Raw genomic sequence first — 25,511 nt, 5'->3', positions numbered from 1 at the left:
GACTTCGTAATGGCCGATCTTACAGCGAGCACGCAGCCATGAGCGTCTCCGAACCGTTCATCCGCCGGCCGATCGCCACCTCGCTGCTCGGCATCGCCCTGATGATCGGCGGTGCGCTCGGCTATTGGGCGCTGCCGGTCTCGGCGCTGCCGCAGGTCGACTTCCCGACCGTACAGGTGACGACGCAACTGCCCGGCGCGAGCCCCGACGTGGTGGCCTCGCTGATCACGGCGCCGCTCGAGCGGCAGCTCGGGCAGATTCCGTCGCTGTCGTCGATGAACTCGACGAGCTCGTTCGGCGTCAGCCAGATCTCGCTGCAGTTCGACCTCAACCGCGACATCGACGGAGCCACGCAGGATGTGCAGGCCGCGATCAACGCTGCCGCCGGCATCTTGCCGAAGACGCTGCCGTATCCGCCTGTCTACGCCAAGGTGAACCCTGCGGACGCGCCGGTGATGACGCTGGCGCTGACCTCGGACACGATCTCGCTGCGGGCGATGAGCGATCTCGCTGACACCATCCTGGGCCAACGGCTGAGTCAGATTTCCGGCGTCGGCCGGGTCTCGATCCTCGGTGGATTGAAGCCGGCGGTGCGCGTGCAGGCCGATCTGGCCCGGCTCGCGGCCTACGGCATCGCGATGGAGGACCTGCGCAACGCGATCGCCGGTGCCAACGTGTCGGGGCCGAAGGGATCGCTCGACGGTGCCCAGCAATCCTACACCATCGCCGCCAACGATCAGATCGCCGCCGCCGACGCCTACCGGCCGATCATCATCGCCTATCGCAACGGCTCGCCGGTCACGATCGGCGACGTCGCCCAGATCGTCGATGGCCTGGAGAACGACCGCACCGGCGGCTGGTACCAGGGCACGCCGGCCGTCATCATCGACATCCAGCGCCAGCCGGGCGCCAATGTCATCGACGTCGTCAAGCAGATCCGCGGCGAAATCCCGCGGCTGCAGCGGGCGGTCCCGGCCGGCGTCAAGCTGACCATTGTCTCCGACCGCACCGTGACGATCCGCGCCTCGGTGCGCGACGTTCAGTTCACGCTGATCCTGAGCGTCGTGCTGGTGACACTGGTGGTGCTCCTGTTCCTGCGGTCGCTGCGCGCGACCCTGATCGCCGGCGTTGCGCTGCCGCTGTCGCTGATCACGAGCTTCGGCATCATGTATTTCGCGGGCTTCAGCCTCGACAATCTATCGCTGATGGCGCTGACCATCGGAACCGGGTTTGTGGTCGACGACGCCATCGTCATGATCGAGAACATCGTCCGCCACATGGAAGGCGGCGAGACTGTGATGGAGGCCTCGCTGAAGGGGGCCAGCGAGATCGGCTTCACCGTGATCTCGCTGACGGTGTCGCTGATCGCCGTGTTCATCCCGCTGCTGTTCATGTCCGGCCTGGTTGGCCGCATGTTCCGCGAATTCGCGCTCACTTTGACGATCGCGGTCGTGACCTCGGCGATCGTCTCGCTGACCCTGACGCCGATGATGTGCTCGCGGCTGCTCAAGAACATCCATGAGGAGATGGCGGTCCCGGGCCTCGCCGCGGTCAGCCGTTTCATCGACCGCATGGTGGAATTCTACCATCGGACGCTGCTCTGGGTGCTGCGGCGCCAGCGCGCGACGCTGCTGGTGACGTTCGCGACCATCGCGCTGACGCTGATCATGTATGTGCTGGCACCGAAGGGTTTTCTGCCGCTGCAGGACACCTCATCGATCACGGCGGTGACCGAGGCCGGGCCCGACGTCTCGTTCACCGAGATGCAGCGGCGGCAGAGCGCGGTCTCCGACATCATCAAGGCCGATCCTGATGTGGTCGGCGTTGTCTCGGTGATCGGTTCGGGCTCGGTCAATCCGACCACCAATGTCGGCCGGCTGGTGATGACGCTGAAGCCGCTCGACCAGCGGCGCGAGGGCGTCGTCAAGGTGATCGAGCGGCTGAAGGAGAAGATCGCGACGGTGCCCGGCATGACGGTCTACTTCCAGCCGGTGCAGGACGTGCAGATCTCGACCCAGTCGAGCCGCTCGCAATACCAGTACACGCTGACCGCGACCGACGCCGCCGAGGTCTCGCAATGGGCGCAAAAGCTCGTCGCCGAGATGCGGCGCGACCCGATCTTCCGCGATGTCTCGTCCGAGGCGCAGGAGGGCGGCTTGCGGGCGGCGCTCGACGTCAATCGCCAGCGTGCCGGCCAGCTCGGTGTCAGTCTGCAGGGCGTCACCGACACGCTGAACGACGCCTTCGCGCAGCGTCAGATATCGACGATCTACGGCCAGGCCAACCAGTACCGCGTCGTGCTCGAAGCGCTGCCGATGTATCAGCGCGACCCGTCGATTCTCGACAAGCTCTATCTGCCCGGCGCCAACGGCGCGCAGGTGCCGCTGTCGGCGGTGGCGACGCTGGTCCGGACCACGGCGCCGCTCGCGATCTCGCACCAGGCGCAATTCCCGTCGGTCTCGCTCAGCTTCAACCTGGCGCCGGGCGAGGCGCTGGGCGACGCGGTCGCGGCCGTGAAGGCGATCGAGAGCAGGATCGGAATGCCCGGCAGCATCGTCGGGATCTATTCCGGCGACGCCGCCGAATTCTCGCGCTCGCTCGCCGGCCAGCCCTGGCTGATCCTGGCGGCGATCATCACGATCTATATCGTGCTCGGCGTGCTCTATGAGAGCTATATCCATCCGATCACCATCCTCTCGACGCTGCCCTCGGCCGGCGTCGGCGCGATCCTCGCCTTGATGCTGTGCGGGCAGGATCTCTCGGTGATCGGCCTGATCGGCATCATCCTGTTGATGGGCATCGTCAAGAAGAACGCGATCATGATGATCGACTTCGCGCTGGAGGCCGAGCGTCACCAGGGCATGTCGTCCTATGACGCCATCGTGCAGGCCTGCCTGCTGCGCTTCCGCCCGATCATGATGACGACGCTGGCGGCGCTGTTTGGCGCGCTGCCGCTCGCGATCGAAAGCGGCACCGGCGCCGAACTGCGCTTCCCGCTCGGCATCTCGATCATCGGCGGCCTGCTGCTGAGCCAGCTGCTGACGCTCTACACCACGCCGGTGATCTATCTGGCGCTCGACCGCCTCAACCGCCGGATCGAGCGGGCCGTGCCGGAGCCGGGTCCCAGCGGCCCGCCGATCGCGGGCGCCACCGAGGGCATGCAGTGATCTCGATCTCCGAGCCCTTCATCCGCAGGCCGGTGGGCACCACACTGCTTGCGATCGGGCTGTTCCTGGTCGGGATCGTCGCCTACCAGTTCCTGCCGGTGTCGTCGGTTCCGAATGTCGATTTCCCGACCATTCGGGTGTCGGCGTCCAGACCGGGGGCCGATCCCTCCGTAATGGCCGCGACCGTCGCCGCACCGCTGGAGCGCAAGCTCGGCACCATTTCGGGCGTCGACCAGATCACCTCGACGAGCTCACTCGGCACCACCAGCATCCAGGTGCAGTTCTCGATCGGCCGCAATATCGACCGCGCCGCGCGCGACGTGCAGGCCGCGATCAACGCCTCGCTCGCCGATCTGCCGAGCGACCTGCCGTCGCTGCCCAGGTTCCGCAAGGCCAACCCGGCCGCGTCGCCGGTATTTGTGCTGGCGCTGACCTCGAAGACGATCTCGACCAGCGCGATGTACGATGTCGCCGACACGGTGCTGGCGCAGCGCATCTCGCAGGTGCCGGGAGTGGGCGAGGTGACCGTGAGCGGCGCCGACCAGCCGGCGGTGCGCATCGCGCTCAACCCGGTGTCGCTGGCGAACGCCGGAATCGCGACCGACGACGTCCGGCTCGCGATCATCAATGCCAACCCGCTGGGACCGGTCGGCATCTTCAATGGCAGCCGGCTGAGCGAGACGCTCTCGATCAACAAGCAGATGCGCACCGCGGCCGAATTCCGCGACATCGTCATCAAAAGCTCGAACGGCAATTACGTCCGCCTCGCCGACGTCGCCGAGGTCGAGGATTCCGTGCGCAACTCGCGCTCGATCGCCTGGTTCAACAGGCAGCCGGCGGTGCTGATCCAGATCACCAAGCAGGGCGACGCCAATGTCATCGACACCGTCGACGGCGTTCGCAGGATGCTGCCGGAACTGAGGAAATGGATTCCGGCGGGCGTCGAGATCTCCACCCTGGTCGATCGTACCGGAACGATCCGCGCCAGCGTCGAGGACATGCAGTTCACGCTGCTCGCGACCGCAGTGCTTGTGATGATCGTGGTGTTCGTGTTCCTGCGCCGTGTGGTGCCGACGATCGCCGCCGGCGTCTCGGTGCCGCTGGCGCTGGCCGGCACCTGCGCCGGAATGTGGCTCGCCGGCTTCTCGATCGACAATCTGTCGCTGATGGCGCTGGCGATCTCCGTCGGCTTCGTGGTCGACGACGCCATCGTGATGATCGAGAACATGTACCGCAATCTCGAGCAGGGCATGGCGCCATATCCGGCCGCGGTCGAAGGCGCCAAGCAGATCGGCTTCACGGTGCTGTCGATCTCGCTGTCGCTGATCGCGGCCTTCACGCCGCTGATCTTCATGGATGGCATCGTCGGGCGGCTGCTGCGCGAATTCTCGCTGACGCTGGTGTTCGCGATCGCGGTCTCGACCGTGGTGTCGCTGACCATCACGCCGATGATCTGCGCGCATTACATCAGGGAGGCGACCTCGGATCATGCCACCTGGTACGATCGCGTCATCGAGGGCACGCTGTCCCGTGTCGTGGCGTTCTACGCAGCGACGCTGCGGATCGTGCTCGGCTATCCCTTCCTGACCCTGGTCGTGTTCTTCGCGACCGTCGCGCTGACGGTGACGCTCTACATCAAGACGCCGAAGGGCTATTTCCCGACCGACGACAGCGGCTTCGTGATCGGCTCGACGCGGGCATCGGCGGATATCTCGTTCCAGGCGATGCTTCAGCTGCAGCAGCGGCTCGCCGACATCGTGATGGCCGACCCCGCCGTCGCCGGCATCGGCTCGTCGGTCGGCTCCGGCGGCGGCCCGGGCGGCGCCACCTCCAACCGCGGCATCATGTACATCAGCCTGAAGCCGCCGGAGGAGCGGGGAGGCCTGTCGACCGCGCAGGTGATCGACCGGCTGCGCCGCAACCTGTTCATGGTGCCGGGCATCCGCCTGTTCATGTTCGCCGCCCAGGACATCCGCACCGGCGGCCGGCAGAGCGATTCCGACTACCAGTACACGCTCGCCTCGACCGACCTCGATCTGTTGCAGAAATGGGCGCCGATCGTGGCCAAGCGCATGGAGACGGTGGAGGGCATCACGGACGTCTCCTCCGACCGCGATCCTGGCGGCCTGCAGCTCAACCTCGTGATCGACCGCAAGACCGCCTCCAGCCTCGGTGTCCGCGTGCAGGACATCGACAACGCGCTCAACAACGCCTTCTCGCAGCGGCAGATCTCGTACATCTACACCCAGCGCAACCAGTACGTCGTGGTGCTCGAGATCGATCCGAAATTCCAGAGCGATCCGTCGAACCTCGAGCGCATCTACGTTGCCGGCGCCAACGACGTGCAGGTGCCGCTGTCGGCGCTGGTGCACTACCAGCGTGGATTGTCGGCGCTCGCGGTCTATCACTCCGGCGGCTTCCCCTCGACCACGGTGTCGTTCAACCTCCTGCCGGACGTGCCGCTGGAGGTCGCGACGACGAACATCCAGCAGGCGGTCAACGAGCTGCACATGCCCGAGGGCATTCGTGGCAGCTTCGACGGCAATGCCGGCGATTTCAACAAGACCAGCGGGCGGCAGCCGCTGCTGATCCTCGGCGCGCTGGTCGCGATGTATATCGTGCTCGGCGTGCTCTATGAGAGCCTGGCGCATCCGATCACGATCATCTCGACACTGCCGTCGGCCGGCCTCGGTGCCTTGCTCGCCTTGCAGGTGACCAACACGCCGCTGACCGTGATCGCCTTCGTCGGCATCATCCTCTTGATCGGCATCGTCAAGAAGAACGGCATCATGATGGTCGACTTCGCGCTCGAGGCCGAGCGGCACCAGGGCCTGTCGTCGCGGGACGCGATCTTCGAGGCCTGCCGCGCGCGCTTCCGTCCCATCCTGATGACGACGATGGCCGCGCTGTTCGCCGGCATTCCGCTGGTCATCGCGACCGGCCCGGGCACCGAGCTGCGCCGGCCGCTCGGCATCACCATCATCGGCGGCCTGTTCGTGTCGCAGATCCTGACGCTCTACACGACACCGGTGATCTATCTGTTGATCGACCGGCTGCGCCAGCGCCGCGAGCCGTCAGGCGTGCACGCACCCGCGGAATAGTTTGAATTGCACGATTGCAAGCGTATAGCGGAGCGATGTCCGAACCGACCGAAGCAAAAACCGATACTGTCGCCGAGATCGAGGAGTGCGCGCATTGCGGCAAGCCGTTGCCGCTGTGCATCTGCGACAGCGTCACGCCGATCGAGAGCCGCATCCAGCTCCTGATCCTGATCCATCCGCAGGAGCAGGACAGGGCGCTCGGCACCGCGCGACTGTTGGCACAGCATTTCGAAAACGCCGTGGTCCGGATCGGGCTGTCCTGGCCGAGCCTGGCCAAGGCGCTCGGCCGGCCGGTACCCGATCCGTCACGCTGGGCGGCGCTCTATCTCGGCTCCGCCAAGGTCGAAGACCTCGATACCGATGCCGAGATCGTTGCGATCAACCGCAAGGGCGAGCTCGAGCCGCATCAGCGCGCCATCCTCTCCGACATCGAGGGCATCGTGCTGCTCGACGGCACCTGGAGCCAGGCCAAGGCGCTGTGGTGGCGCAATGCCTGGATGCTGAAGTGTCAGCGGGTGATTCTCGGGCCGAAACGGCCCTCGCTCTACGGCAGACTGCGGCGGGAACCGCGCCGCGACGGCCTGTCCACCATCGAGGCGGCCGCGATCCTGCTGGCGGGGCTGGAGAAGCGGCCGGATATTGCCGCAACGTTAACTAATAGTTTCGAGCGGATGCTGGCGAGATTCCGCGAAGTGCAGGCCAAAATGCCGGAATTGGCGCCAAAACCGAAGAAGCGGGACTTTCGCAGACGCCGGCGTTAGCCGTCCGGCTTGGTTGCCTATCGCAGAGAGGGCGTATATGAAGTGCGCCGCAAGGGGCCACGTGGCGGAGTGGTTACGCAACGGTCTGCAAAACCGTGTACACCAGTTCAATTCTGGTCGTGGCCTCCACTCATCTCATCAATGGCTTGCAGCCAGTCAATGAGAAGCCGCATTAACTCGCGGCGTACCAACCTTCAGGAAACGGAATCAGCGGCCACGGCGCCTGGTTGTCATTGGCCGCGCGCGGTGGCGGCTGAATGCGGGGCGAGGGCTGAGCCACGAGATCCTCCTGAGCAATGGGCGCGATCGCCGTTCGCACGGCGTCCAGCAGCAGATCAAATTCGACTTCGCTCATCACGCTCTCCGAGGTTCGAGAGCGCCATGGTCGCAAAACTGTCTTCGGTCCGGATTGAGCGATTCGTTCGAATTTTATGAAAAGAACGATGGCGCCCGCTTTGGTTAATGAATCGTTGGTGATCCCTTCGGGAACCTAGGTCGGCATGGCCGCACCTCGTGTGAAACAAATCACAACTTTCTAAAAACTCTTGCCGGGATTCCCGGCGGTATTCATAGCCGTCAAATATCGCAGGAATTTTAGGGAGACGTGACAATGGAGGCAAGTATCGCACGGTAGGGACCAGTCGCATGCCGCACGATCCTTGGCTCCTGCTGACGCGAACGGCGTAAGCCGTATGCGCCTGTATCTATCGTTTTTGTACAGGGAATATTCCCAACGCTCGTGCCGGAGCCGTTACGTCAGACCGGTGAGGTCGTGCGGCAGCATGGTCTTGAACTGCGTCAGCGCCTGCCGCGCCTTCCTCGGTGGCAGCGTGATCGCGTGACGCACGGCGGCTGCGATCAGCGTCATGCTCAGGGCGGAAAAGGTGGCGAGGGCGGCAGTCGGCATGTCGGGCGCAATTCGCCTGACCGCGTCGGACAGCAAGCCGGAGAGCACGGCCATGTCGTCCGCATCGAGCTTCTGCAGGGCGCGGTCGGCCTGCGTCGCTTGCCAGATGTCGCGCATGACGGGTTCGCGCATGAACATCTCGTAGTAGCTGTCGACGATCCTGCACAGCGCCGGGTGCAGGTCGCGCGCGGTCGTCACCGCGGCCAGATCGCGCCTGACGCAATCGCGCCCGACCGCGTTATGGCGTTCGGCCAGGGTGCCGATGATCGCGGCCTTGTCCGGGAAATATTGATAGAGCGAGCCGAATGCGACGCCGCTGCGCGCGACGACGTCGCTCATGCGGAAAGCCTCGCTGCCCTTTTCCGCCATGATCTCGGTCGCGCAGGCGAGGATGCGCTCGAAGCGCTCGCGGCTGCGCTGCTGGGTCGGGGCAAGCCGCGCCAGCCCGGGCAGGGGAACGTCCACGGGCGCGGCCTTTGGTCTCGACATCTCTCTCTTCCCTGCGATCGGGGTTGACGGCTCTAATACGAGAGTTTATCGCATTTTACAAATACGAGTATATCTCGCATTTGGAGGCGGAACGATGCGCCAGATCCTGACCTTGGGCTTGCTTTGGTTTTCCGCGCTCGGCTGCGGCCTGCTCGCTGGGCTCTATTTCGCGTTCTCGGCTTTCGTCATGACCGCGCTCGGCCGCATCGATCAGGCCGCCGGCATCTCGGCGATGAACGCGATCAATGTCGATATCGTCCGCTCGCCGTTCATGCCGATGTTCCTCGGCACCACGCTGTCCTGCGCCGTGCTGGTCGTGCTCGGCGGGCTCAGATGGCAGGAGCCGGGCGCGGTTGCGATGATTTGCGGCGGCGGCCTCTACGTGGTCGGCATGTTCGTCGTCACCGTCGTCTTCAATGTGCCGCTGAACGATCAGCTTGCGGCCTCTGACCCGGCGGGCACGTCGGCGGCGTCGGTTTGGGCGCGCTATCTGACCGACTGGACCTTCTGGAACCACGTGCGGACCATCGCCTCGCTGGCCGCGACTGCGCTGTTCATCGTTGCCATCGCCGGGCGGTAGCCAACCCCGTTTGCGCGAGGAGCTGGGCCGTCGCGCCCCTGACAGAATCACGGGCGCCGCGCGACCGCCGCGCTGGCGGTGTTTCCAGGCGCCCGCAGGAGCGCGGGGGCCGGCGGGCTGGGCATGTTGCACGCCGGGCGACAGGTAAGCCCTTGTATCGCAGAGGCTTACCGTGCGCGCTAAAGTTTCGCGTGAGGGGCCATTTGGTTCTTTGCAAGGCCGAAAGGCTTTGTTATACGCTGCCCGCTCGCGAACAGATGTTCGCCTATTCCTCGGTAGCTCAGCGGTAGAGCATTCGACTGTTAATCGAATGGTCGCTGGTTCGAATCCAGCCCGGGGAGCCAGTTTGGTCTGGCCCCATCGATCCCCCAAATCGCCATCACAAGCCCGTGGTCCGCAGCGGACAGGCCGAAAACGTCGTCAAATCGACTCAATAACCCTCAACACTTGCTTTCGTCGGGTCTTGAGAGGTGATTTTGATGACCATTAACTTGATCGACCTGTCGATGCCGCAGCCGACGCTCGTTCCGAATGATGCCCCCGACATCAGTGACGATGAATGCGTCCGCCGACTCGCGAAGGCTGTCGAGGAGCATGATTCCGAGCACCTCGACGAAGTGGCCCGCCTGATCGGCCGGCTTGCCGTCACGATCGAATAAACGGAGCCGCGAGCCCGTTTTGGGAGCACGTTTCGCCCGCCAACGGCGTGTTGCGTTTTGGCGGAGCTTGTTCCAAAAGATGGCCCTGTTCTAGCTTCTCCAGCGGCAATGCCGCAACTTGCAGGGTCTCCGCCAATGACCGGTTTTTCGACCGCGCGCCAGTATATGGTCGATGGTCAGGTGCGTCCGAGCGACGTGACCGATGATCGTATTCTCGATGCCATGCTGACCGTGCCGCGCGAGGTCTTCGTGCCGGCCAGCAAGCAGGCGCTGGCCTACCTCGACCTCGACCTCGATGTCGCCGAGGGCGGTGCGACCAGGCGTTGCCTGATCACGCCGGCGCTGCTCGCCCGGATGCTCCAGGCCGCCGAGATCAAGGCCACCGACCGGGTCCTGGTGGTCGGCTGCGCGACCGGCTACGCCGCCGCCGTCGTGGCGCGCTTTGCCGCAGAGATCAGTGCGACCGAAAGCGATCCGGCGCTTGCCGCAAAGGCGAATACGACTTTCGCCGAACTCGGGATCCAGAATATCACCGTCAAAACGGCCGCGGCCGCCGACGGCGATGCCGCGGGCGCCCCGTTTGACGTCATTATCCTCAATGGTGCGACGGAAATCGTCCCGACCGGGCTGTTCGGCCAGCTCAAGGAGGGGGGCCGGCTGGTCGGAGTGTTCGGCCTGTTGCCGCCGCCGCGCGCCACCCTGGTGACGCACTCCCACGGGGATTTCGGCCATCGCGAGCTGTTCGACGCCTCGGCCCCCGTTTTACCCGGATTCGAGCGAGTTCCCGCCTTCGTCTTCTAACCGTGATCGCGGCGCATTGGCTGATAAAATCCCGTTCCGAATCAGAAGTGTGGCCCGTTTGCCCCATGTGAAGAGTTTCGACCGTGTTCCGTTGCGGGGTAGTTCCGTTGGGCCTAGCTGCGGACTAAGGTGAGGCGGGACTCACTTCGACTGAAGCGACCGCCGGACTGATTTGCGTGTGGGAGACGGCGACTACAATGATTGGATTTCCGGGGATGCGTGGGGTGAAGGTTGTCACCGCGGCTGCGACTGCCGTCCTTCTGTTGGCGGAGATGGGCCCCGTGCCCGCACTCGCCGATACAATCGAGGCCGCGCTGGTGCGGTCCTACCAAAACAATCCCCAGCTGAACGCGCAACGCGCGCAGGTGCGGTCAACTGACGAGAACGTTCCGCAGGCACTGTCGGGCTACCGCCCGAAAGTCGCACTGACGGCAAGCGCGGGGTACCAATACACCGATACGCTGACGACACAGGGTGGCGACGCGAACAATCTTGTCCGCACCCAAATCCATGGCGCCAACGCCCCACGCAGCGCAGGCCTCACGGTCAACCAGTCGCTGTTCAACGCGCAGACCGCGCCCAGGGTGCGCGCGGCGGAAAGCCAGGTCTCGGCGGCGCGCGAGGGCCTGCGTGTGCTCGAGCAAACCGTGATCCTGAGCGCGGCCACGATCTACATGGACTATCTCCGCGACTCCGCCATCGTCGAGGTTCAGCGCAGCAACACGCGCGTGCTGGAACAGACGCTGAAGCAGACCCAGGACCGCTTCAATGTCGGCGAAGTGACGCGCACCGACGTCGCGCAATCCGAAGCGCAGCTCGCGGCAGGCAAAACCCAGCAGCTCACCGCCGAATCGAACCTGACGACGACGCGATCGAATTTCCGCCGCATCATCGGCAACGAGCCGCAGAATCTCGCGCCGGGCTCGCCGGTTGACCGCTTCCTGCCGACGACGCTTGCCTCCGCCGTCGATCTCAGCCTGACCCAGAATCCGAACGTCACCTCGGCGATGTACGGCGTCGACGTCAACTTCCTGCAGGTCAAGGTCAGCGAGGGGGCGCTGTTCCCGTCGGTCAACCTGCAAACGTCCGTGCAGCAGCAATACGAGCAGACCCTGATCAGCCAGCGCGCATTCAGCGCGGGAACGGCGGTCCAGCTGTCGGTGCCGCTCTACCAGGGCGGTGCGGAATATTCGCTGATCCGCCAGTCCAAGGAATCGCTGGCGCAGCAGCGCCTCGTGCTCGAACAGACCCGCGATCAGGCGCGCGCCAACGTCGTCACCGCTTGGGGCCAGCTGGTCGCCGGCAAGTCGCAGGTGGCGTCGGCACAGGCGCAGGTGACCGCGTCGGAGATCGCCCTGAACGGCGTGCGCGAAGAGGCCAAGGCCGGTCAGCGGACCACGCTCGACGTGCTCAACGCGCAGCAGGCGCTCGTCAACGCGCGCAACGCGCTGGTGACCGCGCAGCACGACCGCGTCGTCGCGTCCTATAACGTGCTGAGCGCGGTTGGCCGCTTGTCGCCGCAAGTGCTCGGCCTTTCGACCAACGTCTACGATCCGAGCGTGCATTACCAGCAAGTTCGTGACAACTGGGCCGGCGTCCGCACGCCCGACGGCCGCTAAACACCTTCACATCATCATCGCTTGTCGCGTCATGTTTGTGGTTCTGAGTTAATCAGGACCACAAACAGGCGCGTTTGCTTGCATTCGATAATTGGCCTGACATACCGTTTTGTCGGGCAGCAAGGCGATTCGCGGCGCGCCGGCGTAGCGTGATGACAGGTGCGACGCCACCTGTGATCACGCTGCATTGGGCGACACGAAGCTTGCACAAAGCCTCGGGCGGGCTTGATCTGGGGACAAGTCGGGCGGGATCAGTCAAAATCTCCGCCCGCATCATCGGAACCGGCGAATCCTCTCGGGCTTGATGTAAAATCGTTTCGATGTGGAGTCGGAGATGACGCAACCTGCGAAGGTCCAAGAGCCCTCGATGGAGGAGATCCTGGCGTCGATCCGTCGCATCATTGCCGACGACGAGGCGAAGCCGGCCGCGGCCGAGAAGCCTGCGGCCGCCGCTGCAGCGCCGGCGCCGAAGGTCGAGCCAGCACCAGCAGCCAAGCCCGCGATGAAGAGCCCGCCACCGGCCGCGAAGGCCGCCGCGCCCGCGCCGAAATCACCGCCGCCTGCGCCGGCACCGGCGGCCAGCAACAGTCAGGACGACATCGACTCGCTGCTCGCCAGCCTCGACGAGGCGACGCCCGCAGCCGAGATCAGGCCGTCGCCGCAGCCCGCAGCCCAGCCCGAAGCCGACGTGTTCGAACTCACCGACGAGATGGCGCTGCCGGACCCGGCCGCCGCGCCGTCGTTCCGCAAGGTCGAGCCGCAGGACGATCTCGAGTTCACGGAAGCGCGGAGCCGGGCGCCGGAACCGGCCCGTGAGCCGCCGGCGATCGAGACCGCGCCCATGCAGCAGATCATCTCGGGAACCACGATGCGGGCCGTCGAGTCGGCCTTCAACTCTCTGGCCAACACCGTGCTGAGCAACAATGCGCGGACGCTCGAGGATCTGGTCAAGGAGATGCTGCGTCCGATGCTGAAGTCCTGGCTGGACGACAATCTGCCCGGGCTGGTCGAGCGGATCGTCAAGGCCGAGATCGAGCGGGTATCCCGCGGGCGTTAGCTCCGCCGCGGGCGCTAGCACCGCAGTCGGCGCGAAGCTGGCTCCCGCCGTTGGGCCTGGCGGCCCTCAATCAGCTCCCCAAATGCCCTAAACGTCGATTTGACGTGCCGGTCCGGTTGACTTGGTGCGCTCCGGCGGCTTTCTAACGCTTTCCATGGTCCACAGCGCATTGTCATGATCGAGAAAAACTACCAGCCCGCCGATATCGAGCACCGGATGGCCCGGATCTGGGAGGAGAGCGGTGCGTTCAAGGCCGGCCGGCCTGAACGCAAGGACGCCGCGCCTTTCACCATTGTGATCCCGCCGCCGAACGTGACCGGCTCGCTGCACATGGGCCACGCGCTCAACAATACGCTGCAGGACATCCTGTGCCGCTTCGAGCGGATGCGCGGCCGCGACGTGCTGTGGCAGCCCGGCACCGATCACGCCGGCATCGCCACCCAGATGGTGGTCGAGCGTCAGCTGATGGAACGGCAGGAGCCGGGCCGGCGCGACATGGGCCGCGCCAAGTTCCTCGAGCGAGTCTGGCAGTGGAAGGCCGAGAGCGGCGGCACCATCGTCAACCAGCTCAAGCGTCTCGGCGCCTCCTGCGACTGGTCGCGCGAGCGCTTCACCATGGACGAGGGCCTGTCGCGCGCCGTCGTCAAGGTGTTCGTCGAGCTGCACCGCGATGGCCTGATCTACAAGGACAAGCGCCTGGTCAATTGGGACCCGAAGCTGCTCACCGCGATCTCCGATCTCGAAGTGCAGCAGGTCGAGGTCAGGGGCCGTCTCTGGTATCTGCGCTACCCGATCGAGGGCCGCAGCTTCAGCCCCGAGGATCCGAAATCGTTCATCGTGGTCGCGACGACGCGCCCCGAGACGATGCTCGGCGACACCGCGGTCGCGGTGCATCCGGACGACGAGCGCTACGCCGATCTGGTCGGCCAGCACGTCATCCTGCCGCTGGTCGGCCGCAGGATTCCGATCGTCGCCGACGACTATTCCGATCCGGAGAAGGGCTCGGGCGCGGTCAAGGTGACGCCTGCGCACGACTTCAACGACTTCGAGATCGGCAAGCGTCACGGCCTGCCGCAGATCAGCGTGCTCGACCAGGAAGGCAGCCTCAGCCTGGTGGGCAACGAGGATTATCTGCGCGGCCTGCCGATGGGCGCCGACGAGTTCGCCGCCGAGTTTGACAAGATCGAGCGCTTCGCGGCGCGCAAGAAGATCGTCGCAAGGCTGGAGGAGTTCGGCTTCCTCGAGCGGATCGAGCCCAACACCCACATGGTGCCGCATGGCGACCGCTCCGGTGTCGTGATCGAGCCGTATCTGACCGACCAGTGGTATGTCGACGCCAAGACGCTGGCGCAGCCGGCGATCGCGGCGGTGCGCTCGGGCGAAACCACGTTCGTGCCGAAGAACTGGGAAAAGACCTATTTCGAGTGGATGGAGAACATCCAGCCCTGGTGCATCTCGCGCCAGCTCTGGTGGGGCCATCAGATCCCGGCGTGGTACGGACCCGACGGCAAGGTGTTCGTCGCCGAGACCGAGGAAGAGGCGGTCGGCCACGCGCTCGGCTATTACGTCGAGCAGGAAATCATCACGCCGGAGCAGGGCCACGACATGGCGGTCGACCCCGCCAAGCGCGAGGGCTTCATCACGCGTGACGAGGACGTGCTCGACACCTGGTTCTCGTCGGCCCTGTGGCCGTTCTCGACGCTGGGCTGGCCGGACGACACGCCGGAGGTCGCGCGCTACTACCCGACCAACACGCTGGTTACCGGCTTCGACATTATCTTCTTCTGGGTCGCCCGCATGATGATGATGGGCCTCCATTTCATGAAGGAGGCGCCGTTCTCGACCGTCTACATCCATCGCCTCGTCCGCGACGAGAAGGGCGCCAAGATGTCGAAGTCGAAGGGCAACGTCATCGACCCGCTCGGCGTGATCGACGAATACGGCGCCGACGCGCTGCGCTTCGCGCTGACCCGCGAGGCAGCGCAAGGCCATGACATCCGCCTGTCGCCGCATCTGGTCGAGACCAACCGCAATTTCGCGACCAAGTTCTGGAACGCCTGCCGCTTCGCCGAGATGAACGAGTGCGTCAAGCCGGACGGTTTCGATCCGAAGGGCGCAAAGGAGACGCTGAACCGCTGGATTGCGCACGAAACCTCGCGCGTCACCCGCGAGGTCACCGAGACGATCGAGGATCATCGCTTCAACGATGCCGCGGGCGCGATCTACCGCTTCGTCTGGAACGTGTTCTGCGACTGGTATCTTGAGCTCGCGAAACCCGTGCTGATGGGCGAGGAAGGCGCGGCCAAGGCCGAGACCCGCGCCATGGTCGCCTGGACCCGCGACGAGATCCTCAAGCTGCTGCATCCGTTCATGCCCTTCATCACCGAGGAGCTGTGGGCGGTGACCGCAAAGCGCGACGGCCTGTTGGTGCTGGCGTCCTGGCCGCGCAAGTCGGGCGTGACCGGCGAGCAGCTGGCCGCGATCGCGACAGCCGGTCCGGTGGTCGATCCGATCATTCCGCCTGTCATTGCCGTGCTCGACGCCGACGAGTTCAGCGATCCTGCGGCCGAGGCCGAGATCGGCTGGGTGGTCGATCTCGTCACTGCGATGCGGTCGGTGAAGGCGGAAATGAACATCCCGCCGTCGACACTGACGCCGCTGGTGATCGCGGGCGCCTCCGACGAGACGCGGGACCGCGCGCAGCGCTGGAACGACACCATCAAGCGGCTCGCGCGATTGTCGGATATCTCGTTCGCCGATCACCCGCCGGAAGGCGCGGTGCAGCTCCTTGTCCGCGGCGAAGCGGTCGCGCTGCCGCTGAAGGGCGTGATCGATCTCGCGGCTGAACGCACGCGGCTGGAGAAGGAGCTCGGCAAGGCCGACGCCGACATCAAGCGGGTCGATGCCAAGCTCGCCAACGAGAAGTTCGTCGCCAACGCGCCGGAAGAGCTCGTCGAGGAAGAGAAGGAAAAGCGCGCGGCAGCAGCGGAGCGCCGCGCCAAGATTCTCGAGGCGATCGAGCGGTTGAAGAAGGCGTCATAGCTGATAACGCCGTGGTGCTCAAAACCGCTTGCTGAGGAATTTCGATCCCTTCAGCCCGTAGCGCCAGGGCAGGTCGACGGCCTTGGTGATGCCGATCCGCACCCCGGTGATGATTTCGGGCATTTCCAGGCGCGCATGGAGCGCGATCGGTGCGCGGTCGAGTGGCAATTCGCTGTGCGCGATGGTGATGCCGAGCGCCTCGCAGAGCTTGCCGGGCCCCGAGCACAGCGCGCGCTCGTCCTCCAGCCCGCGCCGCCGGCGCATCGCCGCGAGCCCATGGGTCGGCTCGATCGCGCGGATCAGCACGGCGCTGGCCGAGCCCGCTTCCTCGCAGACGAAGTTGACGCACCAATGGATGCCGTAGGAGCGGTAGACGTAGGAGAAGCCCGGCGGGCCGAACATCACCTGGTTGCGCGGGGTCGGCCCGCGGTAGGAATGCGCCGCCGGATCGGTGTGATGATAGGCCTCGACCTCGGTGATGATGCCGCCGGCGCCGCCGACCAGGAAGGTCGCGCCGATCAGGTCGGGGGCGACCTCGTGGACGCTGCGATCGAAGAAGGAGCGTTTCAGCGCCTTGCCGAGGCGCGGCGCGGTCGCGCTGATGGATCGGGGTTTTTGAGCCATTTTGAGGTGGGAATCGGCATGGAACGGGCCGCAAGACTGCCAATATATGGGCAGGTCTGCTAGGGTCGCGGGGCGGGTTGCGAGCCGCGTCAACACCGATTAGCTAAGCCCTTGGTTCGGAGCATTGATCTGCCTGGATCATGCTCCCGCGACTTGCAGGCATCCATGGTCACCATCGTCGATACCATCTCCACCACTCAGCTCCGCCCGCGGCACCCCGAAAAGGTCAACCGGCCGGATGCCGTGTCGCCGCCGAAGCCGGACTGGATCCGCGTTCGTGCGCCGAACACGCGCGGCTATGCAGATACGCGCCGGATCGTGAAGGAGAACGGCCTCGTCACGGTGTGCGAGGAGGCGGGCTGCCCCAATATCGGTGAGTGCTGGGACAAGAAGCACGCCACCTTCATGATCATGGGCGACACCTGCACGCGCGCCTGCGCGTTCTGCAACGTCAAGACCGGCATGCCCGGCGCGCTCGAGGCGAGCGAGCCGGAATACGTCGCGGAGGCAACCGCCAAGCTCGGGCTCAGTCATGTCGTGGTCACTTCGGTCGACCGCGACGATCTCGCCGACGGCGGCGCCGAGCATTTTGCCGAGACCATCCGCGCCATCCGCGCGCGCTGCCCGACCACCACGATCGAGATCCTGACACCGGACTTCCTGCGCAAGGACGGCGCGCTGGAGCGCGTGGTCGCGGCCAAGCCCGACGTCTTCAACCACAATCTGGAAACCGTGCCGTCGCGCTATCTGACGGTCCGTCCCGGCGCCCGCTATTTCCATTCGATCCGGCTGCTGCAACGGGTCAAGGAAATGGACCCGACTATCTTTACCAAGTCCGGCATCATGGTCGGCCTCGGCGAGGAGCGGCACGAAGTGCTGCAGGTGATGGACGACCTGCGCTCGGCCGAAGTCGATTTCCTGACCATCGGCCAATACCTGCAGCCGACCCGCAAGCACCACGCCGTGATGCGCTACGTGACGCCGGACGAGTTCGCAGGCTACGAGCGCGTCGCCTATACCAAGGGCTTTTTGATGGTGTCGGCGAGCCCGTTGACGCGCTCGTCGCATCACGCCGGCGAGGATTTCGCCAAACTGCAGGCGGCGCGCACGGCCCGCGGCCGCTAGATTTTTGCAAACGGCGGTAAGCCGGCGCCGTCACGCGCCGTTGCTTGATCGGGCCTTGACCGAACCTTGAGCGAACCTTGGACTGGACCAATGCAGCGCGTTCTGGTGATGGGATCGTCGGGATCCGGCAAGTCGACCTTTGCGCGGCGGCTGTCCGCGATGACAGGGATTCCGGCCGTGTCGATCGATGCGCTGTTCTGGAAACCGGGCTGGGTCGAGTCGGGCAGGGACGAATTCGAGCGCCGCATGACCGAAGCAGCCCAGGAGCCGCGCTGGATCATGGATGGGAACTACATGAGGCATGGTGCAGGGCAATTGCGCCGGGAGCTCTCCGATACGATCATCTGGTTCGACCTGCCGCGGTCGACCTGCATGCTCGGTATCTTCAGGCGGATAGCCGGGAGCTATGGCCAGGTCCGCCCGGAGATGGCGGAAGGCTGCCCTGAGAAGATCGATCTCGAATTCTTCCGCTACGTCTGGACCTATCGCCGGCAGCAGCGGCCGAAGCTGATCGAGTATTTTGCCGGCTTGCGGCTCGATCAATCGCTGGTTTGCTTCACCGATCGGGCGCAGGCGGATGATTATCTGAAGCGCCTCGCACTCGGGCAAAACCGTGCGAGTATCCACTGATGCCACGATTCTCAAGCAAGCGGCGGGTCCGGCACACCGCACCCCAAATGTTCGATCTGGTCGCCGACGTCGAGCGCTATCCCGAATTCGTGCCGCTATGCCATTCGCTCAAGATCCGCCAGCGCACGCCCAAGGACGACGGCACCGAGGTCGTGGTGGCGGACATGACCGTGTCCTTCAAGCTGGTGCGGGAAACCTTCACCAGTAAGGTGACGCTCGATCGGCCCAATCTGAAGATCCTGGTCGAATATCTGCGCGGCCCGTTCAGCAATCTGGAGAATCGCTGGAGTTTTGAGCCGAAGTCGGAAACCGAATGCGATGTCGGCTTCTTCCTGAATTACGAATTCAAGAGCCGGATGCTGGCGATGCTGATGGGCGCGATGTTCGACGCCGCATTTTCACGCTTTGCCGCGGCGTTCGAGAAGCGCGCGGATCAGGTCTACGGCAAGCCGCAGCTGTCGACGTAGCGAAGCCGTCTCGTCTACATCCCTGGAACGCAAATGCCCGGCACGAGGCCGGGCACGACGGATGATGCGGGAGACCGTTCGCCGACTTACGGGCAGGATCGCCGCACGCCGCCGGATGCGATGTAGGTGCCCGAAGCCGGGTCGTAGGTGCGGAAACGCTGGGAGCAATAGGCGTCGTTGTTGGCCTTGGCCTGGCTCGCCGCAATCGCGCCGCCGATGATCGCGCCGGCCGCCAGCCCGCCGATGATCGCCGCGCCGTTACTGCCACGATCGCGATAGTAACCACCGCGGTAGCCGTATCCGCCGCGATAGCCGTAACGCGGACCACCGTGCCAGTGCCGATACTGCACATGCTCGACGGAGGTAGGCTCATCCTGCAATCGCGCGGGAGCGAGTGGTGCGGCGGACGAAGGCACAACAGTCGACAGCGTCATGGCGCCAGCGCTGATGGCGGCCACGACCAAAGTTCCCAACTTCATCATTTTCTCCTTGTTGTGGGATTTTGCTGTTGGACGAACAATCGAAACAGCAGAGTTGGAACAACATAAAGCGGCGAAGCCGCGTCAAAGTTCCATTTCAGGTAAGCGTCACCGGGCCGCAGTTGACACAAGCCCGTGTAAGGCGGGCCGTGGCGCGACTTGACTTTGCGTTGGGCCTATCCGCGCGGCGGCCGGCGGCGTTTCGCAGCGTGGCTCCGCGGCGACCGAGCCACCCTTGGCCGCAACCGGCTGGCGGCCTCGCGACGCGGCTTGGCGGCCTGCGGCGGGCGCGCGAGCTCCATCAGCATGCGCAATGCTTCGACCACGGAGCGCTGCCGCACCGTGCTTCGGCCGATTGCGCCAAATCGCTGTTCACGATGAATGATGCGGCCGTCGCGCGCGGCGACGGCGAAATGCACCAGGCCGACCGGCTTGCCTGGTGTCGCACCGCCAGGGCCCGCGATGCCGGTGATCGAGACCGCAAGGTCGACGCCGGCCTTTTCCAACGCGCCGATCGCCATCGCGGTCGCGGTTTCCTTGCTCACCGCGCCGAACGTTTCGAGCGTCGCCGCCTTGACGCCAAGCATGACCCGCTTGGCCTCGTTCGAATAGGTCACGAAGCCGCGGTCGATCACGTCGGAAGAACCGGGAATGTCGGTGAGCGCACCCGCGACCAGGCCGCCGGTGCAGGATTCGGCGGTCGCGATGGTCAGCTTGCGCATCCGGCACAGGTCGAGCAGCGAGCGGGAGAGGGCACGAGCGTCGCTGCCGCCCATGTCAGGCACTCCGGCCTTTATCGTCCCAACCTTTATCGTCCCAGCCTTTATCGTCCCAAGGGAGACGGACCGTGGCGCTCGCGGTTGCCGCGATGCCTTCCTCGCGGCCGGTGAAGCCGAGTCGCTCGCTGGTAGTGGCCTTGACTGCCACGCGCGAGATGTGGACGCCGGAGATCTCCGCGATCTTCGCCCGCATGGTGTCGCGCAAGGGCCCGATCTTCGGCCGCTCGCAGATCAGCGTCACCTCGAGATTGGCAATCCGTCCGCCACGCGCGGTGACGCGCTCGACCGCGTATTTCAGGAACTGGTCGGAGGAGGCGCCTTTCCACTTGGCCTCGCTCGGCGGGAAATGCGAGCCGATATCGCCGTCGGCCAGCGCGCCGAGGATCGCGTCGACCAGCGCATGCAGCCCGACATCGCCGTCGGAATGGGCCAGGAATCCCTTCGTGTGCGGCACGCGCACGCCGCAGATCATCACATGGTCACCGTCGCCAAAGGCGTGCACGTCGTAGCCGGTGCCGGTTCTGATGTCGCCGAGCTGGCTTGCGAGCCGCGCTTCCTCGCGCACGAATTCCTCGGGTGTGGTGAGTTTCATGTTGGCAGCATCACCTTCAAACGTCGCAACCGTCAATCCCGCCCACTCGGCAAGCGCCGCATCGTCGGTGAAATCGGAGCGGCCATCGCGCGCCGCGCGACGATGCGCCTCCAATATTACGTCGAAGCGAAAAGCCTGTGGCGTCTGCGCGATCCGCAGGCGCGCGCGCTCCGGCGTCGCCTCGACGTCGCCGGCATCGCCGGTGAGCTTGATCGTGTCGGTGACGGGAATCACGGGGATCGCAGCGCCGGTCCGGCCGGCCGCGGCGATCGCGCGCGAGATCACGGCTGATGTGACGAAGGGGCGCGCGGCATCGTGGATCAGCACGATGTCCGGCTTTTCGCTTGCGAGCGCCTCGAGCCCGGCATGGACCGAGGCCTGCCGGGTCGCGCCGCCCGGCGTCGGCGGCCGATGGCGGAGGCCTGCGACTGCTTCATCGAACAGCGCGGTGTCGTCAGGATTGACCACAGGCTGCACCGCAAACACGTCCGGATGTCCGGAGAACGCCTCCATGGCGCGGTAGATCACCGTCTGTCCGCCGATCGTCCGGTATTGCTTCGGCCCGCCTGCGCCGGCGCGCAGTCCACGGCCGGCTGCGACAAGGATGGCTGCGGTACGCTCAGGCTTCGGCATTTTGAACCAGTGACAGACGAATCGGGGATGAGGGGGACGGCGAGGATCGCCGCGCACAGCCCTTAGCATGACCGCTGCGCAAAAACAGAGCGTTTGCCGATGACTGTGGGAAAAGCAGATTTTGTTGCAGTGCACCTGCACTGATGATAGGAATGTCTAAACCGTAGGCATGAGCCTTGACTGCACAAGAATTGTGCGCAGAATAGGCGACGTCAGCTGCAATGGCGTGGCTGACAGAACGACGAGACGGCTGTGACCGGCGTGCAAGGTACTCCTCGTAACCCATTGAAGATCGGCGATATTGCTGTCGCCAACCGGGTTCTCCTCGCGCCCATGTCCGGCATCACCGATGCGCCCTTCCGGCGACTCGCTGCCACTTTGGGCGCCGGCCTGGTGGTCTCCGAGATGACCGCCAGCAACGATCTGGTGAACGGCAAGCCGATGTCGAAGCTGCGTTGCGAGGCAGCCGGGGTCGGGCCGCATGTGGTCCAGCTGGCGGGCTGCGAGACCCACTGGATGGCGGAGGGCGCACGGATCGCCGAAGGCGCCGGCGCCGACGTCATCGACATCAACATGGGCTGTCCGGCCCGCCACGTGACCGGGGGCCAGTCCGGCTCGGCCCTGATGCGCGACCTCGACCACGCGATCACGCTGATCGAGGCGACGCTGTCGGCGGTCAAGGTGCCGGTGACGCTGAAGATGCGGCTCGGCTGGGATGACCGCTCGCTCAATGCGCCGGAACTGGCGCGCCGCGCCGAGGACGCCGGCGTGCAGATGATCACCGTGCATGGCCGGACCCGCTGCCAGTTCTACAAGGGCGAGGCGAACTGGAACGCGGTGCGCGCGGTCAAGGACGCCGTCACCGTCCCGGTCGTGGTCAACGGCGATATCACCTCGTTCGACAAGGCTGTCAGTGCGCTCGAGATGTCGGGCGCCGACGCCGTCATGATCGGCCGCGGCGCACAGGGGCAGCCCTGGCTGCCGGGACAGATCGGCCGTCGCCTCGAGACCGGGATCGCCGAGGCCGCGCCGTCGCTCGCCGAGCAGCTCAAGCACGTTCGCGCGCTCTATGACGAGGTTTGCAGCCACTATGGCCTGCGCATCGGGCTCAAGCATGCACGCAAGCATCTGGGCTGGGCGCTGGAGGCTGCTGCGGCCTATAGCTGCGCGCCGGCCGCGACATTGAAGGCCTGGCGGCAGGCCATCCTGACCGCGGAAGAGCCGTCCAGCGTGCATCGCTCGCTTGCCGACGCCTACGAGGATTTTGCCTGGAGTGCTGCCGCATGACGTCAGCCATGGAATTCCGCCGGCCGGTGCCGACTGACGGGGAGGCCATTCTCAATGCGCTGCCCAATCCGGTGCTGCTGGTCGCACCCGACGGGCGGATCGTCGACGCCAATATCGCAGCCGAATCCTTCTTCGAGATCTCGACCCAGTTCCTGCGCCGGCAATCGCTGAAGGAGCTGGTGCCGTTCGGCAGCCCGCTGCTGGCGCTGATCGAGCAGGTGCGGACGAGCGGCTCGCCGGTCAACGAATACAAGGTCGATCTCGGCACGCCGCGGATCGGCGGCGATCGCCAGGTCGATCTGCACGTTGCGCCGCTGACCGAGCGGCCCGGGCATATCGTGGTGATGCTGCAGGAGCGCACCATCGCCGACAAGATGGATCGGCAGCTCACCCACCGCAGCGCGGCGCGCTCGGTGATCGCGCTGGCGGCGATGCTCGCCCACGAGATCAAGAACCCGCTGTCGGGCATCCGCGGCGCAGCGCAGCTTTTGGAGCAGCAGGCCTCCTCCGAGGACCGGCTGCTGACACGGCTGATCTGCGACGAGGCGGACCGCATCGTGACGCTGGTCGACCGCATGGAGGTGTTCGGCGACGACCGCCCGGTGGCGCGCGGTCCGGTCAACATCCATTCCGTGCTCGATCATGTGAAGCGCCTGGCGCAGTCCGGCTTTGCCCGCAATGTCCGCTTCATCGAGGACTACGATCCGTCGTTGCCGCCGGTGCTGGCCAACCAGGACCAGCTGATCCAGGTGTTCCTCAACCTCGTGAAGAACGCGGCCGAAGCGGTGGCCGATCTCAGCACCGATGCCGAGATCCAGCTCACCACTGCGTTCCGGCCAGGCGTGCGGCTGTCGGTGCCCGGCAAGAAATCGCGGGTCTCGCTGCCGCTGGAATTCTGCGTCAAGGACAACGGCTCTGGCGTGCCGGAAGACCTGCTGCCGAACCTGTTCGATCCCTTCGTCACCACCAAGCAGACCGGCAGCGGGCTCGGCCTCGCGCTGGTCGCCAAGATCGTCGGCGATCACGGTGGCATCATCGAATGCGAGTCGCAGCCGCGCAAAACCACTTTCCGCGTGCTGATGCCGATGTACAGCGCCGCCAAGCAACTCGACCAAAGCAACCGCGATGACGTTCCGGGTACGTCCTCGCCTGCCTCTCAGGATGCACGATGAGGAACACCAATGCCTGCAGGTAGCATACTTGTCGCTGACGACGACACCGCCATCCGGACCGTCCTGAACCAGGCGCTGTCGCGCGCCGGCTATGAGGTTCGCCTCACCGGCAACGCCGCCACGCTGTGGCGCTGGGTCAGCCAGGGCGAGGGCGATCTCGTCATCACCGACGTCGTGATGCCCGACGAGAACGCGTTCGATCTCTTGCCGCGGATCAAGAAGATGCGGCCGAATTTGCCGGTCATCGTGATGAGCGCGCAGAACACGTTCATGACCGCGATCCGCGCCTCCGAGCGCGGCGCCTACGAATATCTGCCGAAGCCGTTCGACCTGAAGGAGCTGATCACCATCGTCGGCCGCGCGCTGGCCGAGCCGAAGGAGCGGGTCTCCAGTCCCGCCGATGACGGCGAGTTCGACTCGATCCCGCTGGTCGGCCGCTCGCCGGCGATGCAGGAAATCTACCGCGTGCTGGCGCGGCTGATGCAGACCGACCTCACCGTGATGATCTCGGGCGAATCGGGCACCGGCAAGGAGCTGGTCGCGCGCGCGCTGCACGACTACGGACGGCGCCGCAACGGCCCGTTCGTCGCGGTCAACATGGCGGCGATCCCGCGCGACCTGATCGAATCGGAGCTGTTCGGCCATGAGCGCGGCGCCTTCACCGGCGCCAACACCCGCGCCTCCGGCCGCTTCGAGCAGGCCGAGGGCGGCACGCTGTTCCTCGACGAGATCGGCGACATGCCGATGGAGGCGCAGACCCGGCTGCTCCGCGTGCTGCAGCAGGGCGAATACACCACCGTCGGCGGCCGCACCCCGATCAAGACCGACGTCCGCATCGTCGCCGCCTCCAACAAGGACCTGCGCATCCTGATCCAACAGGGGCTGTTCCGCGAGGATCTGTTCTTCCGCCTGAACGTGGTGCCGCTGCGGCTGCCGCCGCTGCGCGAGCGCATCGAGGACCTGCCCGACCTGATCAGGCACTTCTTCTCGCTCGCCGAGAAGGACGGCCTGCCGCCGAAGAAGCTCGACGCCCAGGCGCTCGAGCGGCTCAAGCAGCACCGCTGGCCGGGCAACGTCCGCGAGCTGGAAAACCTCGCCCGGCGGCTCGCCGCGCTCTATCCGCAGGACGTCATCACCTCGTCCGTCATCGACGGCGAGCTGGCGCCGCCCGCGGTCACCTCGGGCAGCACGGCGACCGTCGGCGTCGACAATCTCGGCGGCGCGGTCGAAGCCTATTTGTCCTCGCACTTCTCCGGCTTCCCGAACGGCGTGCCGCCGCCGGGCCTCTACCACCGCATCCTCAAGGAGATCGAGATCCCGCTGCTGACCGCCGCGCTGGCGGCGACCCGCGGCAACCAGATCCGGGCCGCCGACCTGCTCGGATTGAACCGCAATACGCTGCGCAAGAAGATCCGCGACCTCGACATCCAGGTCTACCGGAGCGGCGGCTAGGGCTGCCAGGGCGGGGCGCAAGCCTCGCTTCAAGCTCGCTACCGTATTGAGTAGTCACAAATGGTTTTGGGGACACGGCGCCGCACCA

21 protein-coding genes and 2 tRNA genes are annotated in these 25,511 nt (G+C 65.4%); 17 read left to right on the top strand and 6 right to left on the bottom strand.

Annotation, left to right across the window (positions count from 1 at the left end; translation table 11 throughout):
* Positions 1-38 precede the first annotated feature (38 nt).
* The 4 genes from ACVIHF_RS15810 (at position 39) to ACVIHF_RS15795 (ending at position 7,158) form a co-directional block, all read left to right on the top strand.
* A complete protein-coding gene (locus ACVIHF_RS15810) occupies positions 39-3,167 on the top strand; it encodes an efflux RND transporter permease subunit (RefSeq protein ID WP_456792262.1) in 3,129 nt (1,042 codons plus the stop codon).
* The gene (locus ACVIHF_RS15805; protein WP_456792261.1) at positions 3,164-6,268 is read left to right on the top strand and encodes an efflux RND transporter permease subunit; all 3,105 of its coding nucleotides are present in this window, start codon (positions 3,164-3,166) and stop codon (positions 6,266-6,268) included. The genes ACVIHF_RS15810 and ACVIHF_RS15805 overlap by 4 nt, the downstream gene beginning before the upstream one ends.
* Before the next feature lie 35 nt (positions 6,269-6,303).
* Positions 6,304-7,029: a tRNA-uridine aminocarboxypropyltransferase gene (locus tag ACVIHF_RS15800; RefSeq protein ID WP_456792260.1), complete on the top strand. Its 726-nt coding sequence runs from the start codon at positions 6,304-6,306 to the stop codon at positions 7,027-7,029.
* A gap of 55 nt (positions 7,030-7,084) precedes the next feature.
* Positions 7,085-7,158, top strand: a tRNA-Cys gene (locus tag ACVIHF_RS15795).
* A gap of 43 nt (positions 7,159-7,201) precedes the next feature.
* Here the strand turns inward: ACVIHF_RS15795 and ACVIHF_RS15790 are convergent.
* Positions 7,202-7,384, bottom strand: a complete 183-nt coding sequence (locus tag ACVIHF_RS15790; protein ID WP_016842103.1) for a hypothetical protein — start codon at positions 7,382-7,384, stop codon at positions 7,202-7,204.
* A 396-nt stretch (positions 7,385-7,780) separates the two neighbouring features.
* Positions 7,781-8,425, bottom strand: coding sequence for a TetR family transcriptional regulator (locus ACVIHF_RS15785; protein WP_253608566.1), 645 nt, complete (start codon positions 8,423-8,425; stop codon positions 7,781-7,783).
* A gap of 94 nt (positions 8,426-8,519) precedes the next feature.
* Between ACVIHF_RS15785 and ACVIHF_RS15780 the strand changes: the two genes are divergently transcribed.
* The 7 genes from ACVIHF_RS15780 to ACVIHF_RS15750 all read left to right on the top strand — a co-directional run bounded on the left by ACVIHF_RS15780 (position 8,520) and on the right by ACVIHF_RS15750 (position 16,183).
* Positions 8,520-9,005 (top strand): anthrone oxygenase family protein, encoded by a 486-nt coding sequence (locus ACVIHF_RS15780; protein WP_456792259.1) that lies wholly within the window; start codon positions 8,520-8,522, stop codon positions 9,003-9,005.
* A 269-nt stretch (positions 9,006-9,274) separates the two neighbouring features.
* A tRNA-Asn gene (locus ACVIHF_RS15775) sits at positions 9,275-9,349 on the top strand.
* A 135-nt stretch (positions 9,350-9,484) separates the two neighbouring features.
* A complete protein-coding gene (locus tag ACVIHF_RS15770) occupies positions 9,485-9,664 on the top strand; it encodes a hypothetical protein (protein WP_028331942.1) in 180 nt (59 codons plus the stop codon).
* Positions 9,665-9,799: 135 nt separating this feature from the next.
* A complete protein-coding gene (locus ACVIHF_RS15765) occupies positions 9,800-10,465 on the top strand; it encodes a protein-L-isoaspartate O-methyltransferase family protein (protein ID WP_253608568.1) in 666 nt (221 codons plus the stop codon).
* Between the two features lie 215 nt (positions 10,466-10,680).
* The gene (locus ACVIHF_RS15760; RefSeq protein WP_028331944.1) at positions 10,681-12,084 is read left to right on the top strand and encodes a TolC family outer membrane protein; all 1,404 of its coding nucleotides are present in this window, start codon (positions 10,681-10,683) and stop codon (positions 12,082-12,084) included.
* Between the two features lie 334 nt (positions 12,085-12,418).
* Positions 12,419-13,141 (top strand): DUF2497 domain-containing protein, encoded by a 723-nt coding sequence (locus ACVIHF_RS15755; RefSeq protein ID WP_456780499.1) that lies wholly within the window; start codon positions 12,419-12,421, stop codon positions 13,139-13,141.
* Positions 13,142-13,315: 174 nt separating this feature from the next.
* Positions 13,316-16,183, top strand: a complete 2,868-nt coding sequence (locus ACVIHF_RS15750; protein WP_456792258.1) for a valine--tRNA ligase — start codon at positions 13,316-13,318, stop codon at positions 16,181-16,183.
* Positions 16,184-16,201: 18 nt separating this feature from the next.
* Here ACVIHF_RS15750 and ACVIHF_RS15745 read toward each other — a convergent pair whose 3' ends face one another.
* On the bottom strand, positions 16,202-16,807 hold the full coding sequence (locus ACVIHF_RS15745) for a DNA-3-methyladenine glycosylase (RefSeq protein WP_456780501.1): 606 nt from the start codon (positions 16,805-16,807) through the stop codon (positions 16,202-16,204).
* A gap of 165 nt (positions 16,808-16,972) precedes the next feature.
* Here ACVIHF_RS15745 and lipA point away from each other — a divergent pair, with 165 nt between their 5' ends.
* The 3 genes from lipA to ACVIHF_RS15730 all read left to right on the top strand — a co-directional run bounded on the left by lipA (position 16,973) and on the right by ACVIHF_RS15730 (position 19,029).
* Complete coding sequence (gene lipA, locus ACVIHF_RS15740) at positions 16,973-17,932, top strand: lipoyl synthase (RefSeq protein ID WP_038386732.1); 960 nt, start codon at positions 16,973-16,975, stop codon at positions 17,930-17,932.
* A gap of 90 nt (positions 17,933-18,022) precedes the next feature.
* Complete coding sequence (locus ACVIHF_RS15735) at positions 18,023-18,562, top strand: DNA topology modulation protein (RefSeq protein ID WP_456792257.1); 540 nt, start codon at positions 18,023-18,025, stop codon at positions 18,560-18,562.
* Positions 18,562-19,029, top strand: coding sequence for a type II toxin-antitoxin system RatA family toxin (locus tag ACVIHF_RS15730; RefSeq protein ID WP_456780503.1), 468 nt, complete (start codon positions 18,562-18,564; stop codon positions 19,027-19,029). Before ACVIHF_RS15735 ends, ACVIHF_RS15730 begins: the two co-directional genes overlap by 1 nt.
* Positions 19,030-19,115: 86 nt before the next feature.
* Here ACVIHF_RS15730 and ACVIHF_RS15725 read toward each other — a convergent pair whose 3' ends face one another.
* The 3 genes from ACVIHF_RS15725 to ACVIHF_RS15715 all read right to left on the bottom strand — a co-directional run bounded on the left by ACVIHF_RS15725 (position 19,116) and on the right by ACVIHF_RS15715 (position 21,512).
* Positions 19,116-19,511 (bottom strand): BA14K family protein, encoded by a 396-nt coding sequence (locus tag ACVIHF_RS15725; RefSeq protein WP_456780504.1) that lies wholly within the window; start codon positions 19,509-19,511, stop codon positions 19,116-19,118.
* A 173-nt stretch (positions 19,512-19,684) separates the two neighbouring features.
* The gene (locus ACVIHF_RS15720; RefSeq protein ID WP_038386736.1) at positions 19,685-20,284 is read right to left on the bottom strand and encodes a CinA family protein; all 600 of its coding nucleotides are present in this window, start codon (positions 20,282-20,284) and stop codon (positions 19,685-19,687) included.
* A 1-nt stretch (position 20,285) separates the two neighbouring features.
* Positions 20,286-21,512 (bottom strand): bifunctional 2-C-methyl-D-erythritol 4-phosphate cytidylyltransferase/2-C-methyl-D-erythritol 2,4-cyclodiphosphate synthase, encoded by a 1,227-nt coding sequence (locus tag ACVIHF_RS15715; RefSeq protein ID WP_456792256.1) that lies wholly within the window; start codon positions 21,510-21,512, stop codon positions 20,286-20,288.
* A 285-nt stretch (positions 21,513-21,797) separates the two neighbouring features.
* On the opposite strand from ACVIHF_RS15715, the gene dusB reads away from it, so the two are divergent.
* From dusB to ntrC, 3 genes are read left to right on the top strand one after another with little or no spacing between them, the layout of a single operon-like run.
* A complete protein-coding gene (gene dusB, locus ACVIHF_RS15710; RefSeq protein ID WP_456781910.1) occupies positions 21,798-22,799 on the top strand; it encodes a tRNA dihydrouridine synthase DusB in 1,002 nt (333 codons plus the stop codon).
* Positions 22,796-23,971 (top strand): two-component system sensor histidine kinase NtrB, encoded by a 1,176-nt coding sequence (locus tag ACVIHF_RS15705; protein WP_456780506.1) that lies wholly within the window; start codon positions 22,796-22,798, stop codon positions 23,969-23,971. The genes dusB and ACVIHF_RS15705 overlap by 4 nt, the downstream gene beginning before the upstream one ends.
* 9 nt (positions 23,972-23,980) lie before the next feature.
* Positions 23,981-25,423 carry a nitrogen regulation protein NR(I) gene (gene ntrC / locus ACVIHF_RS15700; RefSeq protein ID WP_050419700.1) on the top strand — a complete coding sequence of 481 codons (1,443 nt, stop codon included), beginning with the start codon at positions 23,981-23,983 and terminating at the stop codon, positions 25,421-25,423.
* Positions 25,424-25,511 lie beyond the last annotated feature (88 nt).

The organism is Bradyrhizobium sp. USDA 4506 (assembly GCF_054058795.1).
Note: the sequence above shows the minus strand (reverse complement) of the source record. Positions and strands in the feature narration are given on the sequence as shown.